We start from the raw sequence: 16,309 nt of genomic DNA on the forward strand, positions 1-16,309 counted from the left end.
TTAACTCTCTGTCAGTTTGTTCAGCGCTTTTCATTGCTGCCCGCCGTGTCAGTGGATGCGCATTATAGGGAGATGGATTTTTAACGCAAGCACTTTTTGAAGGTTTTTTTGATTATTTTCAAATTAATCAGATACCCACCAAATGCAAACATGTTACCCACAAACAACTGTGGATAACTGATGATTTTTAGCAGAATAACTAAACTCTCCGCGCTTGTTATGGTAACTTGCGCCGCAGATTTTCCACTCGCTCACAAGGCAAGAAAAATGACAGACATTATAAATAGTATAAGTAGTCTCCTTTGGGGTCACATTCTGGTTTACCTTTTAATAGCTGCGGGGCTATTTTTCACTCTTCGACTCGGTTTTATCCAATTCACTCAATTTCCACATATGATCAAAGTGATGTTTCAGAGCCGCCAAGGTTCTGGTGAGGGCATTTCTTCATTCCAAGCATTTTGTACTTCATTAGCCGCGCGAGTTGGCACTGGTAATATGGCGGGCGTTGCTGTTGCACTTTATTTAGGCGGTGCCGGTGCAATTTTTTGGATGTGGCTTATTGCTTTAATAGGTATGGCGACAAGTTTTGCAGAAAGTACCCTTGCCCAAGCATATAAAACGGTCGATGAAGATGGCAACTTTCGTGGTGGCCCTGCTTATTATATGGAATATGGATTAGGTAAGCGTTGGATGGGAGTCATTTTCTCTCTTTGCCTTATTCTTGCTTTTGGTTTGGTATTTAATGCAGTTCAATCAAACTCTATTGCTGCTGCATTTGATGTTGCGTTTGGGATTCCAAACTATGTTGTCGGAATCGCCTTGGTATTAGGGTCTGGCATTATCATTTTTGGTGGCTTAAAAACTATTTCACGTTTTGCAGAAATGGTTGTGCCATTTATGGCGCTGGCTTATTTGCTAGTTGCACTCTATGTATGTGCCATGAACTACGATTTACTACCAAATGTGTTCATGCATGTTATTAATAGTGCCTTTGGTATCGAGCAAGCAGGCGCTGGTGCAATTGGTTATGGTGTTATGCAGGCGATGATCCAGGGTATTAAACGTGGCTTATTCTCTAATGAAGCTGGTATGGGTAGCGCTGCAAATGCTGCTGCAACGGCAACACCTAACCCACCGCACCCAGCCTCACAAGGTTATGTGCAAATGCTCGGTGTATTTGTAGATACAATTATTATTTGTACTGCAACCGCAGCCCTTATTTTATTATCACAACAGCTTATACCTGATTCAGGTGTGACTGGTATTGCATTGACGCAAGCTGCCCTTGAAGAACATGTTGGTAGCTGGGGAGCAACCTTTGTTGCGATTGCAATTTTGTTTTTTGCATTTACCTCGATTGTTGCTAATTATTCTTACGCGGAAACCAATTTATTATTTTTAGAACATAACCATGCATCGGGCATGTTGATCTTCCGATTATTAGTACTTGGTATGGTGATGTTTGGTGCGCTCGGCGAATTACCTTTAGTATGGACGCTTGCCGATATTTCGATGGGCTTGATGGCAATTGTTAACGTCATCGCTTTATTTATGCTTTCGGGTGTCGTTATTTGGCTTGCGAAGGATTACAACTCACAACGTAAAGCAGGTAAATTACCTACTTTCGATCCTTCGCAAAACAAAAAGCTCGATCAAACTATTCCTAAAGGCGCGTGGCGCAAATAATCAAGCCAAGTGATTACTTAATTGGGGAGCGATTGTGCTCCCTTTTTTGTATTTGCTAATTTTTCAAAAACAGACAATATGAATGTGATTTGCTGTTCGTTAAGTTTGGATTCAAGCTGCGTAACAAGCTGCTCTTTTATTTGCGCTTTTAATGCTTGTTTTTGCTCTGCAGTTAATAATGGCTGCGATTGTTGCTGATAAGATTGCACGGCGGTGAGCATAGCCATCACCACGTCATTATCAAAGTCGGTTAGCGCCGCTTTAGCATTACTGATGACTTGTTCTGATTTTTCAAATGCGGTCGATACTTTATCAACAAGCACACTGACTTCATGAATTTTAAGTACGTCGTTAATGTTCGACATAATAATCGCAACAGGTATTAGTACTAATGAGATTGCTAAACAAAGCCCAAATACGGCGCCCACCCAGAACTGATTTAAACCACGTTTAAATTGCTCCATTCTCTTTCCTTGATCCTATTTATTGAGTTCAGTAGCACTTAAAACTGAAAAAGCGTTAGCTGATTTAAAATGACTAAGGAAACTATAAAGCTATTTTGGCAATAAAAAAATATTTAGCTGAGATTATAAAAAGAAATATAAATGAAATAGAGAAGTGGTATTAAATATAAATGGTGCCCGGGGCCGGACTTGAACCGGCACGCTGTTACCAGCGAGGGATTTTAAATCCCTTGTGTCTACCAATTCCACCACCCGGGCATCGGGTCGCTCGTAAGAGCATGTGGAGTATTATATGGAGGCGGAACCCGGAGTCGAACCGAGGTAGACGGATTTGCAATCCGCTGCATGGCCACTCTGCCATTCCGCCTTATCGCTTCCAAATAATTGGAGCGGCACACGAGGCTCGAACTCGTGACCTCAACCTTGGCAAGGTTGCGCTCTACCAACTGAGCTAGTGCCGCAAATTTGTTTCTGTCAGTGTTTTGTCCGTTGGTGCACAACCTTTAGGTTGCGATGATAACGTTCTGGCAACTGAGCTAGTGCCGCAAATTTGTTTGTTTATCCAATAAACTATTTAAGTTTAAATGGTGCCCGGGGCCGGACTTGAACCGGCACGCTGTTACCAGCGAGGGATTTTAAATCCCTTGTGTCTACCAATTCCACCACCCGGGCATCGGGTTTGCTATTTAAAGCAAGTGGATAAAGCTAATATGGAGCGGCACACGAGGCTCGAACTCGTGACCTCAACCTTGGCAAGGTTGCGCTCTACCAACTGAGCTAGTGCCGCATCATATTAACTCTAGAGTTAAATCGTAATTTTAAAACTACATTTGGTATTGTAGTTAACCACAAAATGGTGCCCGGGGCCGGACTTGAACCGGCACGCTGTTACCAGCGAGGGATTTTAAATCCCTTGTGTCTACCAATTCCACCACCCGGGCATCGGGTTGCTCATAGAGCGCGTGGAGTGTTGAATGGAGGCGGAACCCGGAGTCGAACCGAGGTAGACGGATTTGCAATCCGCTGCATGGCCACTCTGCCATTCCGCCAAATTAGATAATTGGAGCGGCACACGAGGCTCGAACTCGTGACCTCAACCTTGGCAAGGTTGCGCTCTACCAACTGAGCTAGTGCCGCTTTCTTTATCTTGGGGGCTATGCCCTCTCAACACGGACGCATTCTACAGAGATTATTAAACGCGTCAATATAAAAAATGCTAGTTTTGAACTGTTTGCTTATTTTTTATCTAAAACGGTGTGTAATTATACGCTTAGGATCAATTTTTGGTCAATTCTGACCATGCTGCCATTAAATACTGCAGCATAGAACTAAGCGTTAAGAATGTTGCAACGTATAAAAGACCATAACTTAAGTAGATCATCCATGTATCAAATTGCCAAATCAAACCAATAATGGCTAGCATTTGTGCCGCAGTTTTAAACTTACCCATGTTAGATACAGCCACATTGTCACGCTTACCCTGCTCTGCCATCCATTCACGTAATGCAGAAATAACGATTTCGCGGCTAATAATAACTAATGCAGGTATAGTCATATACAAACTTTGATAATGGCTTGATAAAGCAACAAGTGCCGCACAGACCATTACTTTGTCAGCAACAGGATCTAAAAACGCACCAAATGGCGTTGACTGATTTAAACGACGCGCAAGATAGCCATCAAGGATATCTGTGATTGACGCAAGCCAGAAAACAAACGCAGCTGCGAAAAACGCCCATGAGAAAGGCAAATAAAATATCACCAAAAAAATGGGGATAAGAAAAAGTCTAAAGGTTGTGAGTGTGTTTGGAATATTCCACATAACTACTTGGAGATGTCTTTTTTTACTATATTCGCACGAAGGCTACGCCTTGTCATGCAAATGATTAAATATCTTTTCAGCCATTTCAGGGCTGATCCCAGGAACTTGTTTTAATTGGTCTATATTAGCAGCTTTTACCCCTTGCATGCCCCCTAAATATTTTAATAATGCCTGTCGGCGCTTTTGTCCAACACCGGTAATTTCTTCTAATAATGATTGCGTGCGTTGTTTTTGACGTTTATTACGATGCCCAGCAATAGCAAAACGGTGCGACTCATCACGTATATGTTGGATTAAATGCAGTGCCGGCGCGTCTGAATCAAGTGGTATTGTTTTTCGTCCACCATCAATTAATAGCGTTTCTAAACCTGGTTTTCGGCTTGTGCCTTTTGCAACACCCACCAGCAATGGCATTTTATTATGTGGCCAGTTTTCAAAATATTGTTCAGCACGAGATAATTGCCCTTTACCCCCATCGATAAAGATGACATCTGGAATTTTTTCTTCATCGACTACTTTGTTGTAGCGTTTATTAAGTGCAAATTCCATTGCAGCATAATCATCACCGCCAGTGATGCCGGTAACATTAAAACGGCGATACTCTTTATTATTTGGACCTTGCGAATCAAACACCACACAACTTGCAACCGTGTTTTCACCCATTGTATGGCTGATATCAAAACATTCCATACGATTTATATCATCAAGACGTAATGTTTCTTTTAATTGTGCATAGCGTTTATTAATTGAGTCCTGCGTGCTTTGCTTAACACTAATGCTGTTAAGGGCATTTTTATTAGCAAGCTTAAGATACTGAGCTCGCTCACCGCGATTAGCGACTTTTAAACTCACTTTACGCTCAGAAATTGCCGTAAGTGCATCGCTTAGAGGCTCACTCTCTTCGATTGTAAACGGTAAGATTATTTCTTTGGCAATGCGCCCTGTTGCACCAGGTGCTAAGTAATACTGGCCTAAAAAGGAAGTTAAAATCTCTTCTTGCCCAGAGTCTTTGGGCACTTTAGGGAAATAGGTTTTGCTACCAAGTACCTTATGATCGCGGATCATTAATAAGTGAACCGCATTTAAACCATTTAAATGCGCAAAGCCAACCACATCCATTTCGGCATGGTTACCGGAAATCGATTGCTGTTCCTGCATTTTCCGAAGTAACATAATTTGGTCGCGTACTTTTGCAGCGAGTTCAAATTTAAGCTCTTGGCTTGCTTGCTCCATTTTAGCAATTAAATCAGCAATAACTTCATGAGATTTGCCTAGTAAAAACTTACGTACAAAATCGACTTCTTGTTGATATTCTTCATCGGTAATTTTATTAACACACGGCGCAGAGCAACGTTTTAACTGATATTGTAAACATGGACGACTTCGAGCTCGGTAATAGGCATCTTCACATTGGCGAACCGGAAAGATTTTTTGCATTAAACGCAGGCTTTCAGATACCGCCCCTGCACTTGGGAATGGACCAAAATACTCGCCTTTGATTTTACGACTACCACGATGAAAAGCGAGTCGCGGGTGTTTGTGATCAGTTAAAAGAATATAAGGGTATGATTTATCATCGCGCAGTAAAATGTTGTAGCGAGGCTGATATTTTTTTATTAAGTTGTTTTCAAGTAATAAGGCTTCGGTCTCTGTGTTAGTCAGGGTGACTTCGATACCGCAAATATTGCTTACTAAGACACGTGTTTTACTATCAGTTACATTACTGCGAAAGTAACTAGTTACGCGCTTTTTTAGATTTTTAGCCTTACCGACATAAATAACTTGCCCTTCACTATCAAGCATTCGGTAGACACCGGGCTCACTTGATAGTGTTTTAAGAAAACGGGCTGGTTCGAAATCAGACATTGAGCAAATTAATGCGAACTATCAATGTCGATCATTTTGTGACGAATTGCTAAATGCGTAAGTTCAACATCACCACCCACATTTAGCTTTTCAAACATGCGATAGCGATAGCTATTCACTGTTTTAGAACTTAGGTTCAAACGCTCTGCTATGTCTTGTGCCTTTTCACCTTTGGTGATCATCAGCATAATTTGCAGTTCACGCTCAGAAAGACTCTGAAACGGATTTTCGTCTGTGCGTCCGCTTACCTGTGCAAGGGCAATTTGCTGAGCAATTTCAGGCGCGATATAACGTTGGCCGGCATTTACAGCACGAATAGCGTTAACCATTTCATCAGAGCCGGCACCTTTAGTTAGATAACCATGAGCTCCGATTTGCATCACTTTGCTTGGGAATGGATCTTCACAATGCACCGTCAGCACGATAATTTTTACATCAGGGCAATAACGACAGATTTTCTTAGTTGCCTCTAAACCACCGATACCTGGCATGTTCATGTCCATCAACACGATATCAGGCGAATGTTGACGGCAAAATTGCACCGCTTCTTCACCGGTTTTAGCTTCACCAACCACTTTAAAACCACGAACATCATCAAGTATACGTCTGATACCTGTCCGTACAAGCTCATGGTCATCAACTAAAAGTACATTAATCAATGGAACACCCTCAAATAACCCAAATACATGCTTGTGTAAATTTAATGTGCCACATTAGCACAGAATGAGTGAAACAATAAATCAAATTATTGTTTCACTCATCATTTTATGCGGCGTTTTTCTCGCTAAAACGATCAACCCACAGCGCAATAATACCATCACCTGTAACATTACAAGCTGTACCAAAACTATCCTGTGCTAAATAAAGTGCAATCATTAATGCCACTGCGCCTTCATTGAAGCCAAGCATACTTGTTAATAGTCCTAGTGCCGACATAACCGCACCACCCGGCGCTCCAGGAGCTGCAATCATGACAACACCTAACATCATAATAAATGGCAACATACCAAATAGTGATGGTACATCCATATTCGGTGATAAGAACATCACTGCCATTGCACATGTCACAATGGTAATTGTTGAACCCGATAAATGGATGGTTGCACATAACGGCACTGTAAAGTTTGCAACATCTTCTTTTACATTATTAGCTTTACTTGAGCGCAGCGATACAGGAATTGTTGCTGCACTCGACATTGTACCTAAAGCAGTAAAGTAAGCGGGTAGCATATTTTTTACAAGCTCTAATGGGTTTCTTTTTAATAAAAGTCCCGTTGAGACATATAAAACGGTTAGCCATAACCAATGCATGATCAATGCTGCAAGTAATACAATACCAAATGTTTGCAGCGTATCTACCACAGTGCCAGCGACTGTCATCTCTGCAAATACACCAGCAATATAAAACGGTAATGCTGGAATAATAACCTTTGCTAATAAGCCATCAATTACATCACGACCCTGATCAGAAACTTTCTTCAACATATCAAGTTGCATTTGGCTCATACCAATACCAAAAATGAAAGCCGCAGCTAACGCCGTCATTACGCTCATAAGTGGTGGAATTTCTAAATCAATAAAGCTGCCCACTTCTGTAGCTACTTCAGCTTCAAACGTTAAGCCCCCATCAAACAATGGTATCATGGCGCTGACTAATAAAAACGCTAAGGTGCCAGCAATAATCGTTGACCCATAAGCAAAACCGACAGTTTTGCCAAGTAAGTGGCCAGAACCTTTTGGTAAGCCAGCAATACCAGATGCGATAAAAAATAAAATAATCAGTGGAATGGTAAAGGTGATCAACTGACCTATTATTTCTTTTACTGTATAGAGGAGTTCAACACCTGTTAGCGGCACATACAAGCCCACTAAAATACCGGCAACAATACCAGCAATTAATTTTAGAATTAAATTCATAACGATCACTTCAATTTTTAGGTGGTAACCTTTTACCACGTTTTAGTTTACTTTTGTTATAAAACAGCCAAATTAACGTTTAACTGCGCAAATTACCACCACAGCTTCGCAGAATCTAATTTGAACGTAAATATATGCGTCCTATCGCGTTGCATTTGTTAACAAAGTTGCAAGTTAATAACATGCTCGCAATTTTGAATACCCGTGTAGTTCTTATGTATAAATCTATATTAAGTGCCGCTCTACTGAGCACACCTTTTACTTCCTTGGCCACCAGCCAACCCATCACCCTCCCTTTTGTTGCAGAACAAGCAACAATTGACGGAAAGCTAAATGAACCAAGTTGGCAACGCGCAAAAAAAATCACGATTGATAATGTCACATGGCCTTATGAAAACAGCAAAAGCCCAGTGACCACACACGCCTATGTCTATGAAGATGGCGAGACGTTATTTATTGGCTTTGAAGCAAACGACCCAAATCCAGAACTAATACGCGCTTTCTATCGTGATCGTGATGCAGCATGGGATGATGACTTAGTGGGGCTGAAAATTGATTCATACAATAATGCTCAATTAGCTTATCAGTTTTTCATTAACCCACTTGGCGTACAACAAGACTCGATAGAAAACGAACTGACTAAACATGAAAGCTCATCATGGGACGGTATTTGGGATAGTGTTGGTGTTATTCATGATAAAGGCTACACAGTAGAAGTGGCTATTCCCTTACGCGTATTGAATTTTGACGACAGCGTAGCAACCAAAACGATGGCGATGGAGTTTTTACGATTTTTACCGCGTAGTGAGCGTTTGCGTATCTCAAATATGCAAATTGACCATGGTAACAATTGTTGGATTTGCCAAATGCCAAGTTATCAAGGTTTTGAACAAGCAAAGCAAGGCAATAACGTGGCGATTATTCCATCTGTTGTGCTTGGCAAAAATGAGACTCGTGATATCGATGGCGCACAAGTGGCTGATTGGGAGTCAGAGAACAATACTGAAGCCAGCCTGGATGTTAAATGGGGGATCACCCCAGATATTACCTTAAATGCGACGATTAACCCTGACTTTTCACAGGTTGAAGCGGATGTTGCTCAATTGAGTGTGAATAATAATTTCAGCTTGTTCTTCCCAGAAAAGCGTGCCTTCTTTTTAGATAACGCTGACTACTTTGCATCAACACTTAACCTTATTCATACCCGTAATATTGCCCAACCAGATTATGGAACCAAGATCACAGGTAGCAAAAATGGCCATACATTTGCCGGTTTTATTGCCAATGATACGCAAACCAATGTGTTGATCCCGGGCAATTTAGGTTCATCTCTTGTCGCCCTTGACGAGAAAAGTGAAAACGGTGCTCTGCGATACCGATACGACTTTAAATCAGGGTTATCACTTGGTTCAACAGCAACTCACAGACAAAGTGATGATTATAGAAACACGGTTTATAGTATTGATAGTAAATACAAACCAACAGTGAACGATGTTTTCCTAGTACAAGTATTAAAGTCACAAACGCAATACAGTCAGGACTTTATTGACGAGTTATGTGATGGTGATAACTGTTTACAACCTGAGCAAGTAATTTGCGAATTAAATAGTGATTGCGACTATAACGAAAGTGTACTTCGTGTTTTAAGTAAAGAACAACAATCGGGTACTGGCTACTATGTTAAGTATCAACATGATGAGAAGTACTGGCGTGCATTTGCTGACTATAATTATCGCGATGCTGATTTAAGAGCTGACTTAGGTTTTATCTCGCAAGTTGATTTTAAAAAGTTTACTACAGGTGGCGAATACCGCTGGTATGGTGATAAAGGTAATTGGTGGAACCGCGCTAACCTGTATGCCGATTGGGATATTACCCACAACGAAAATAATGAACTTCTTGAAAAAGAAGCACAAACCAGCTTTTCTGTCAGCGGCCCATTACAAAGCTTTTTTGAAGTCTCTGTTGAACACCGAAACCGTACAGGTCTTCGCCACGATAAATCACGTTTAGATATAGACGGCAACACAGATTTATTTAGCGAAAATGGCGTTGGCTTTTACAGTGATTTTAAACCAACCGCTGGGGTCTTTGCTTCTTTATATATGTATACAGGTAATGCCGTTGACTTAGCCAATAACCGCACTGGTGATAAGTTTCATATACGCCCGGTACTGAATATGAACCTTGGTAAACATTTTGAAGTACGTTTACGTCATACTTATGAGCAACTTGAAGCTGATGGTAGCGAAGTATTTACCGCAAATTTAAGTGATGTGCGGTTAACTTATCAGTTTAACGTGAATAGCTTTTTACGCCTTGCAGTCATTTATACCGATTTAGAACGTAATCAAGCTAATTACATTGATGATGTAGATAGCCAATATAAAAAGTTAGCCACCCAGTTATTGTATTCTTACAAACTGAACCCGCAAACAGTATTCTTTGCAGGTTACTCTGATAATGGCTATCAAGATGATGAACTTTCATCGATAACTAAAGAGCAGCGTACCCTATTTGCTAAATTTAGCTACGCTTGGTTACTTTAAGACTCCATGAGCGCACCTTTCGGTGCGCGCCCTTCTTTTCTCACCTTATTACTAAATGCTATAAGCCTATTCGCTATATGTTATAGCCAAACTTTACTTTCGTTTTTTAATAGTCACAGTAAAGTGTGACTATTACAGATCAATAGCCTAAGCTAGTTGATCACGATTGAATAAATTGCTTCCAAGGGAACACTATGTCTAACATTTTTGAAGATAATTCATTAACAATTGGTAATACACCGATTGTAAAGCTTAACCGCGTAACCTCAGGTAATGTTTTTGCTAAAGTAGAATCACGTAACCCAAGCTTTAGTGTTAAATGCCGTATTGGCGCTTCAATGATCTGGGAAGCAGAAAAGTCAGGCGTATTAACCAAAGACAAAGAGTTAATCGAGCCGACTTCTGGCAACACAGGTATTGCACTTGCGTTTGTAGCAGCTTCTCGTGGCTATAAATTAACCCTGACTATGCCTAATACGATGAGCCTAGAGCGTCGTAAACTATTAAAAGCGTTAGGTGCTAACCTAGTTTTAACTGATGGCGCTAAAGGTATGAATGGCGCGATTGAAAAAGCAAAAGAAATTCAAGCAAGCGAGCCTGGAAAATACATTCTTTTACAACAATTCGAAAACCCAGCTAACCCAAAAATTCACTTTGAAACAACGGGTCCTGAAATCTATGAAGCAATGGACGGTAAAATCGACATCTTCGTAGCAGGTGTTGGTACGGGTGGTACTATTACCGGTGTTAGCCGTTATTTGAAACTCGAGAAAGGCCTAAACGTGCAATCTGTTGCTGTTGAGCCAACTAATTCTCCAGTTATTAGCCAAACCTTAGCTGGTGAAGAAATTAAACCGGGTCCTCATAAAATCCAAGGTATCGGTGCTGGCTTCATCCCAGGCAACCTTGATTTAGAAGTTGTTGATGCCGCTGAGCAAGTATCAAATGAAGATGCAATTGCAATGGCTCACGAGCTTATGAAAAACGAAGGTATTTTAGTAGGTATTTCGTCTGGTGCTGCAGTGGTTGCTGCAAAACGCCTTGCTGAAAAACCTGAAAATGCGGGTAAAAACATCGTTGTTATTTTACCAAGTGCTACTGAGCGTTACTTATCTAGCCCATTATTTGCTGAAGAATTCAGTGAAAAAGAGTTAGTTCAATAACAAGTGCAGTTAATTTAAGAAAGGATGCCAAGGCATCCTTTTTTATTGCCAAGCAAAAATAAATCCCACATTTTTACTAAGTTAACTTTACATCTCAGTCATTTAGTCACACACTTAAAATTATTTAATCTAGCAAATCAAAGCATAATGAAAAACGTACTCCTAATTTTTGCTCTATTGAGTAGTTGCTTAATGTTGGGTTGTGGCTCTGAAGAGTCACCTCAGGGCGAAAAAAATACCCCAGGCAACACAGCCACGCTTTATTTTGATGCACTGTATAACCAAAACGATTTAAATCAAGCCATGGAATACGCAACTCCAAAAATGGCTCGCATTATGAAATCTTATGGCACCGCAAACCAATTCGCTCGTAACCTAATTAACATGCAATACGACGAAGTTGTAATTGAAGTTGATATGACCAATATGAGTTTACGTGAACAGTACGGTGATAAGGCTAATATTAATTTAATCTTTACGGGTTACTTCAACGGTAAAAAAGTGGATGATATGCGCAGTGTAAAAATGATACGCAAAAAAGGTAATTGGTATATAGAAAAGATTAACGCCGATCCTTTTGCTCGATAGATGGTTATCTTAAAGTAAAAATGGGCCTAAAAAGGCCCATTTTTTGATTCCGTGTATAAATTACTCTTCATCAAATTCTTGGTGTTGACGCTGTGCAGGACGCGCTAAGATCTCAACATAAAACGATGTTAAGCCTTTGGCTTCAATATCACTAATACATTTATTAATCTCTGCTACGTGAACAACTTCGGCTTCATCCGCTGATTCACCAAACTTACAGTCAAATGCCCAATAATCAGCACCAGCTGGGAGTGTTTTATTACGCTCACGTTTCAAATATTTTTTTACTTCGTGTTTGGCTGCATCAACCATGCGAGGGTACTTAATCTTCTCGTGGTTAAGCGTGAATGTCTTCTTCATTATAGTCCTAATAGCTTGGTTCAATGACAATGGCGCTAAGCCATAGGCACACAGTATAACAAGGCCATAAAAAATTAGCTGTATTTTTTCTAATGTTGCTTGAATTTACTTATTAAAGTGTAGATTAATTTATTTATGTGACAATGTAGTTAATCAATTAGGCTGAAATTAAATGCAAAGATTGATGAATAGCATCTTCTGTTAAACTATCGTAAAAAGCTGCAGCGTCAATTTGGGCACGCTCAGTTGATTGATTTTTATCAAGGTAGCGTTTTCTTACTGCGGGCTCACAATTGTCTATCACTTCTAGTGGAATGTGATTTTTATCATCTCGAACATGCAATGGCTCAGGTGCTAAACAATGACGTAAGCGAATGTCTGAAAGACCACCTTGAAGTAATCGAAGAGCATTATCTTGACCAATCAACATATCAAATTGCTCTGGAGCTAATGATTGCTTAGGACCTGCCCCTAACTGGGCTCTAAGCACCTCTTCTGAAACGTGAGGATTACTTATTTCTGTTTTAGGTAGATGAAATTGACTAAAATCAAGTGCGTCATGTGAGAGCATTGCTAATAATAATGCAAACTCACCAGAGCGATGTTCATGAACACTTTTATTAAGACGATTATCGAGGTGACTCTCATTGAGCAACAAACCATCAACTTGCATAGACTTTAGCCAAATAGATTCCAGATTAATCAGTTATCGGCATTAATCCAATTTTCTTTAGTTTTTTTCTTTACTTAAATAACCAGTTTGCTATTATCAGCGCCGTTGCATTGGAGGGGTTCCCGAGCGGCCAAAGGGATCAGACTGTAAATCTGACGGCTCAGCCTTCGCTGGTTCGAATCCAGCTCCCTCCACCACTTCCTTCTGGTAGTGGGGCCAAATGCAATAGTAAAATCTGTGTGGAGGGGTTCCCGAGCGGCCAAAGGGATCAGACTGTAAATCTGACGGCTCAGCCTTCGCTGGTTCGAATCCAGCTCCCTCCACCACTCTTTACTCTTTCTAGCTTTACTCTTTCTAGCTTATCGCTACCAACTCAAACTACTGCCATTTTGTTTCAACCATTGCTCAGCGTTTTTATAGTCTGGATAAAACTGTCTAACACGTTGCCAAAACTTAGCACTGTGATTCATATGTTTAAGATGAGCAAGTTCGTGTACAACCACATAATCAATCACCCATGTCGGTGCACTCGCTAAATGTAAATTAAAGGTCAGCTCTCGACGCTTATTACAACTTCCCCAACGACGTTTATAATGTTGAATTTTAAGCTTTGTGGGTAGAGCTTCAGACATCTGCAAACAATAATCATGAACACGCATTTCGATATAACTCTCTAGCTTTTCGTGTAAAAACTGCTCGAGCAGTGCTAAATAGTTTGCTTCTTGATGTTTGACCCGTGATGAAATAGATAAAATAAGCCGACACTGTGCATCTTGTTGCCAAGTGCTTTTAGTGCCTTTAGCAAATACTATCGGCACATTTTGTCCAAATAACTTAATCGCCGCGTTTACAAGAGGAAGTTGGCGGCGTTCAGCATGAATGGATTGTTTGGCAATTTGTTCATCGACCCAATCTTGCTTGGTCTTTAACCAGGCATCAATCTCAGTTTGTGGAACATAAAAAGGCGCATAAACAGTGAGTTTCTGTTCAGCAACTTTAATTGCCACTGTGGTTCTGCGTTTACTGCGCTTTAGGGTGTAGTTCAACAAATATAAGCCAATTCAATTAATAAAAAGTATGGATTCCATTTTACCCTGTAAAATAACTGCTAATCTATAAGGATGACCAACAAATAATTTTCATGTTTATGTCTGATAAACCTTGTTGTAGTTATACCTCGCCTTCAGGAAAGAAATGCTTGGAAACCGATATGGGGTCTGGATTCTGTTTTTGGCACGATAGTAAGTTTGATAAGTCAGGACTAGATCTAACCCAGAAATTAGAGCGTTATGCGAAAAAAGGCGGTTTACTGCATGGGTTACAGCTAAAGCGCGCTAACCTCAGTGGTCTTAATCTTATTAAGCAGGATGATGAGGAGGGATATGACCTATCCTATTGTAACTTTTATCGAGCAAACCTATCAGGCGCACACCTTTTTAATAACAAAATCGCTAACGCATCATTAATGAAAGCAAATCTTCACGATGCCAGCTTACATTATTGCGATTTAAAGAATACAAACTTATTAGGGGTTAAGTTTAATGATAGTCGTATTGACAATATCGATTTAGGCGAGCATTTACTGCAAGAAGCACAGGCCATTAAAGCTCGCAAAAATAGACATTATGATGAAGCTCGTGACTTATTCGAACAATCCGAAGAGATATATCGAAACTTAAGGAAGGCATCTGAAAACCAAGGACTTTTTGAACTGGCTGGCAACTTTACTTATAAAGAGCTTAGAATGCGCCATGCCCAATATCCAAAAGGATCAACAAAACAAATTACGTCGAGTTTTATTGATATGCTTTGTGGGTATGGTGAAAAGCCTGAAAACGTTATTCGCTTTAGCCTTTCGCTGATAATCTGCTGCGCAATTTGTTACTTTCTATTCGGTGTCAGCTATAGCGATACAATTTTGCAACTTAGCCTTGATAACACTTGGCAAGACAACTTATCTGCCTTATTGAATAGTTTTTACTTTAGTGTAGTAACATTCACAACGCTTGGATACGGAGACATAACTCCCATAGGTTTTTCACGATTTATTGCTGCATTAGAAGCGTTTTGTGGTAGTTTTTCTCTCGCTTTGTTTGTGGTTGTATTCGTTAAACGTATGACTCGCTAAAGCATAATGTATGAACCAACGTGCTTTTTTGCTTGATACATTTTTTTATCTGCTCGGTTAATTAGTTCTTCTGCATCAACAGTGCTATCAAGTGGGGCTGCGATTATGCCAACACTTAAATGTAATTCTGGATACTGCTCCTCAAAAATACCTATTAGCTTTTCACAGATATGGGTTGCACTAGCAACTTCACAATCTGGCAAAATGATGCAAAATTCATCACCGCCGTAACGACATGGAACGTCTATTTCACGAATATTTTCCAACAAATATTGGCCTATGTACTTAAGAACTTCATCACCTTTTTGATGGCCTTGCGTATCGTTGATTGATTTAAAGTCATCTAAGTCAAAATAGACAATTGTAAGCGGTGATTTATGGCGCCGAGCTCTTGCTAAGTCACGCTGTAAAAGCTCTTGCATTACGCGTCGATTATAAAGGTTCGTGAGAGGGTCTAGTTTAGCCAGCTTTTCAAGCTCTTGAGTTCGTTGTGCGACCTTTTCTTCAAGTCCTTTTGCGTAGACTTCTGTTCGACGTTTTGCGTTCTCAATCTCTCCAACTAAGCTATCTATGTAAGTATCAAACACTAAGGTAGTATCAAAATAAATTAATCTATCAATAACCGTTAGAGTTTGTTGTAATTCAGCGTGGTCACTAATCTTTTCTCTAAGCACATCAAAGATCAGTTCTTTAAGCGTACAAACTGCCGACAAATAGAGTTTAGGTTCTACCCCAATACGTTTGTGAACCATACCTATTCTTAGTCTATTGTTGACATATTCATGCTCATAGCGACCACAAAATAAATCAATAATATATTGACGCTGCGCATCTCTTAATCGGGTTAATGTATCGGCATCACCAATTAACAATGATATTTCATCGACTTCTGTTTGCTTTTTATAAAAATCACTCACCACATCTTCAATCGCTGATTCAATAATTGGTTTGTAATTAATTAGTGATGATAAACTTTTCGAAGTGAGCCCCAGTAAACTCATTCTGTGCTGAATTTCAACGTCGTTAATTTTCATTTGGTCTACTAAAGTCTGTTCAGTTCTACGCATTTACCACCTCAAAATACTCCTTTTTA

General features: G+C 40.1%; 14 protein-coding genes and 10 tRNA genes. 7 read left to right on the forward strand and 17 right to left on the reverse strand.

Features of this window, described 5'->3' with window-relative positions; genetic code table 11:
• Positions 1 to 267: 267 nt before the first annotated feature.
• Positions 268 to 1,686, forward strand: a complete 1,419-nt coding sequence (locus tag AAEU31_RS07710; protein WP_138558983.1) for an alanine/glycine:cation symporter family protein — start codon at positions 268 to 270, stop codon at positions 1,684 to 1,686.
• Between the two features lie 17 nt (positions 1,687 to 1,703).
• Here the strand turns inward: AAEU31_RS07710 and AAEU31_RS07715 are convergent, their stop codons facing one another.
• The 13 genes from AAEU31_RS07715 to AAEU31_RS07775 all read right to left on the reverse strand — a co-directional run bounded on the left by AAEU31_RS07715 (position 1,704) and on the right by AAEU31_RS07775 (position 7,755).
• Complete coding sequence (locus AAEU31_RS07715) at positions 1,704 to 2,150, reverse strand: hypothetical protein (protein WP_138558982.1); 447 nt, start codon at positions 2,148 to 2,150, stop codon at positions 1,704 to 1,706.
• Positions 2,151 to 2,321: 171 nt separating this feature from the next.
• Positions 2,322 to 2,408 (reverse strand) — tRNA-Leu (locus AAEU31_RS07720).
• 35 nt (positions 2,409 to 2,443) lie between these two features.
• Positions 2,444 to 2,517 (reverse strand) — tRNA-Cys (locus tag AAEU31_RS07725).
• 18 nt (positions 2,518 to 2,535) lie between these two features.
• A tRNA-Gly gene (locus AAEU31_RS07730) sits at positions 2,536 to 2,611 on the reverse strand.
• 124 nt (positions 2,612 to 2,735) lie between these two features.
• Positions 2,736 to 2,822, reverse strand: a tRNA-Leu gene (locus AAEU31_RS07735).
• 39 nt (positions 2,823 to 2,861) lie between these two features.
• Positions 2,862 to 2,937: transfer RNA gene (locus tag AAEU31_RS07740), tRNA-Gly, on the reverse strand.
• A gap of 67 nt (positions 2,938 to 3,004) precedes the next feature.
• Positions 3,005 to 3,091: transfer RNA gene (locus tag AAEU31_RS07745), tRNA-Leu, on the reverse strand.
• Positions 3,092 to 3,125: 34 nt separating this feature from the next.
• A tRNA-Cys gene (locus AAEU31_RS07750) sits at positions 3,126 to 3,199 on the reverse strand.
• Positions 3,200 to 3,211: 12 nt separating this feature from the next.
• Positions 3,212 to 3,287: transfer RNA gene (locus AAEU31_RS07755), tRNA-Gly, on the reverse strand.
• Positions 3,288 to 3,426: 139 nt separating this feature from the next.
• Entirely contained in the window at positions 3,427 to 3,972 is a 546-nt protein-coding gene (gene pgsA / locus AAEU31_RS07760) for a CDP-diacylglycerol--glycerol-3-phosphate 3-phosphatidyltransferase (protein ID WP_062566986.1), read from the reverse strand.
• 42 nt (positions 3,973 to 4,014) lie between these two features.
• Positions 4,015 to 5,838: an excinuclease ABC subunit UvrC gene (gene uvrC, locus AAEU31_RS07765; RefSeq protein ID WP_421966917.1), complete on the reverse strand. Its 1,824-nt coding sequence runs from the start codon at positions 5,836 to 5,838 to the stop codon at positions 4,015 to 4,017.
• A gap of 8 nt (positions 5,839 to 5,846) precedes the next feature.
• Entirely contained in the window at positions 5,847 to 6,497 is a 651-nt protein-coding gene (gene uvrY / locus AAEU31_RS07770; RefSeq protein WP_054553647.1) for a UvrY/SirA/GacA family response regulator transcription factor, read from the reverse strand.
• 106 nt (positions 6,498 to 6,603) lie between these two features.
• Positions 6,604 to 7,755 carry a dicarboxylate/amino acid:cation symporter gene (locus tag AAEU31_RS07775; protein ID WP_135925298.1) on the reverse strand — a complete coding sequence of 384 codons (1,152 nt, stop codon included), beginning with the start codon at positions 7,753 to 7,755 and terminating at the stop codon, positions 6,604 to 6,606.
• 215 nt (positions 7,756 to 7,970) lie between these two features.
• Here AAEU31_RS07775 and AAEU31_RS07780 point away from each other — a divergent pair, with 215 nt between their 5' ends.
• The 3 genes from AAEU31_RS07780 to AAEU31_RS07790 all read left to right on the forward strand — a co-directional run bounded on the left by AAEU31_RS07780 (position 7,971) and on the right by AAEU31_RS07790 (position 12,055).
• Positions 7,971 to 10,304 carry a carbohydrate binding family 9 domain-containing protein gene (locus tag AAEU31_RS07780; protein ID WP_421966918.1) on the forward strand — a complete coding sequence of 778 codons (2,334 nt, stop codon included), beginning with the start codon at positions 7,971 to 7,973 and terminating at the stop codon, positions 10,302 to 10,304.
• 194 nt (positions 10,305 to 10,498) lie between these two features.
• Complete coding sequence (cysK, locus tag AAEU31_RS07785; RefSeq protein WP_135925303.1) at positions 10,499 to 11,467, forward strand: cysteine synthase A; 969 nt, start codon at positions 10,499 to 10,501, stop codon at positions 11,465 to 11,467.
• Positions 11,468 to 11,659: 192 nt separating this feature from the next.
• On the forward strand, positions 11,660 to 12,055 hold the full coding sequence (locus AAEU31_RS07790; protein ID WP_235383619.1) for a hypothetical protein: 396 nt from the start codon (positions 11,660 to 11,662) through the stop codon (positions 12,053 to 12,055).
• A gap of 60 nt (positions 12,056 to 12,115) precedes the next feature.
• Here the strand turns inward: AAEU31_RS07790 and AAEU31_RS07795 are convergent, their stop codons facing one another.
• Together AAEU31_RS07795 and AAEU31_RS07800 are read right to left on the reverse strand one after the other, a co-directional pair.
• The gene (locus AAEU31_RS07795) at positions 12,116 to 12,415 is read right to left on the reverse strand and encodes a DUF6172 family protein (RefSeq protein ID WP_135925308.1); all 300 of its coding nucleotides are present in this window, start codon (positions 12,413 to 12,415) and stop codon (positions 12,116 to 12,118) included.
• A 157-nt stretch (positions 12,416 to 12,572) separates the two neighbouring features.
• Positions 12,573 to 13,088, reverse strand: a complete 516-nt coding sequence (locus AAEU31_RS07800; RefSeq protein WP_421966919.1) for a VC2046/SO_2500 family protein — start codon at positions 13,086 to 13,088, stop codon at positions 12,573 to 12,575.
• Positions 13,089 to 13,200: 112 nt separating this feature from the next.
• Here AAEU31_RS07800 and AAEU31_RS07805 point away from each other — a divergent pair.
• Positions 13,201 to 13,285: transfer RNA gene (locus AAEU31_RS07805), tRNA-Tyr, on the forward strand.
• A gap of 44 nt (positions 13,286 to 13,329) precedes the next feature.
• A tRNA-Tyr gene (locus AAEU31_RS07810) sits at positions 13,330 to 13,414 on the forward strand.
• Between the two features lie 39 nt (positions 13,415 to 13,453).
• Here the strand turns inward: AAEU31_RS07810 and AAEU31_RS07815 are convergent.
• On the reverse strand, positions 13,454 to 14,134 hold the full coding sequence (locus AAEU31_RS07815; protein WP_135925312.1) for a M48 family metallopeptidase: 681 nt from the start codon (positions 14,132 to 14,134) through the stop codon (positions 13,454 to 13,456).
• 101 nt (positions 14,135 to 14,235) lie between these two features.
• Between AAEU31_RS07815 and AAEU31_RS07820 the strand changes: the two genes are divergently transcribed.
• Complete coding sequence (locus tag AAEU31_RS07820; protein ID WP_421966920.1) at positions 14,236 to 15,216, forward strand: ion channel; 981 nt, start codon at positions 14,236 to 14,238, stop codon at positions 15,214 to 15,216.
• Here AAEU31_RS07820 and AAEU31_RS07825 read toward each other — a convergent pair.
• On the reverse strand, positions 15,213 to 16,283 hold the full coding sequence (locus AAEU31_RS07825; protein ID WP_199527406.1) for a GGDEF domain-containing protein: 1,071 nt from the start codon (positions 16,281 to 16,283) through the stop codon (positions 15,213 to 15,215). The genes AAEU31_RS07820 and AAEU31_RS07825 overlap by 4 nt on opposite strands.
• Between the last annotated feature and the right edge of the window lie 26 nt (positions 16,284 to 16,309).

Source organism: Pseudoalteromonas thalassia, assembly GCF_049257215.1.
Classification (GTDB): Bacteria; Pseudomonadota; Gammaproteobacteria; order Enterobacterales; family Alteromonadaceae; genus Pseudoalteromonas; species Pseudoalteromonas lipolytica_C.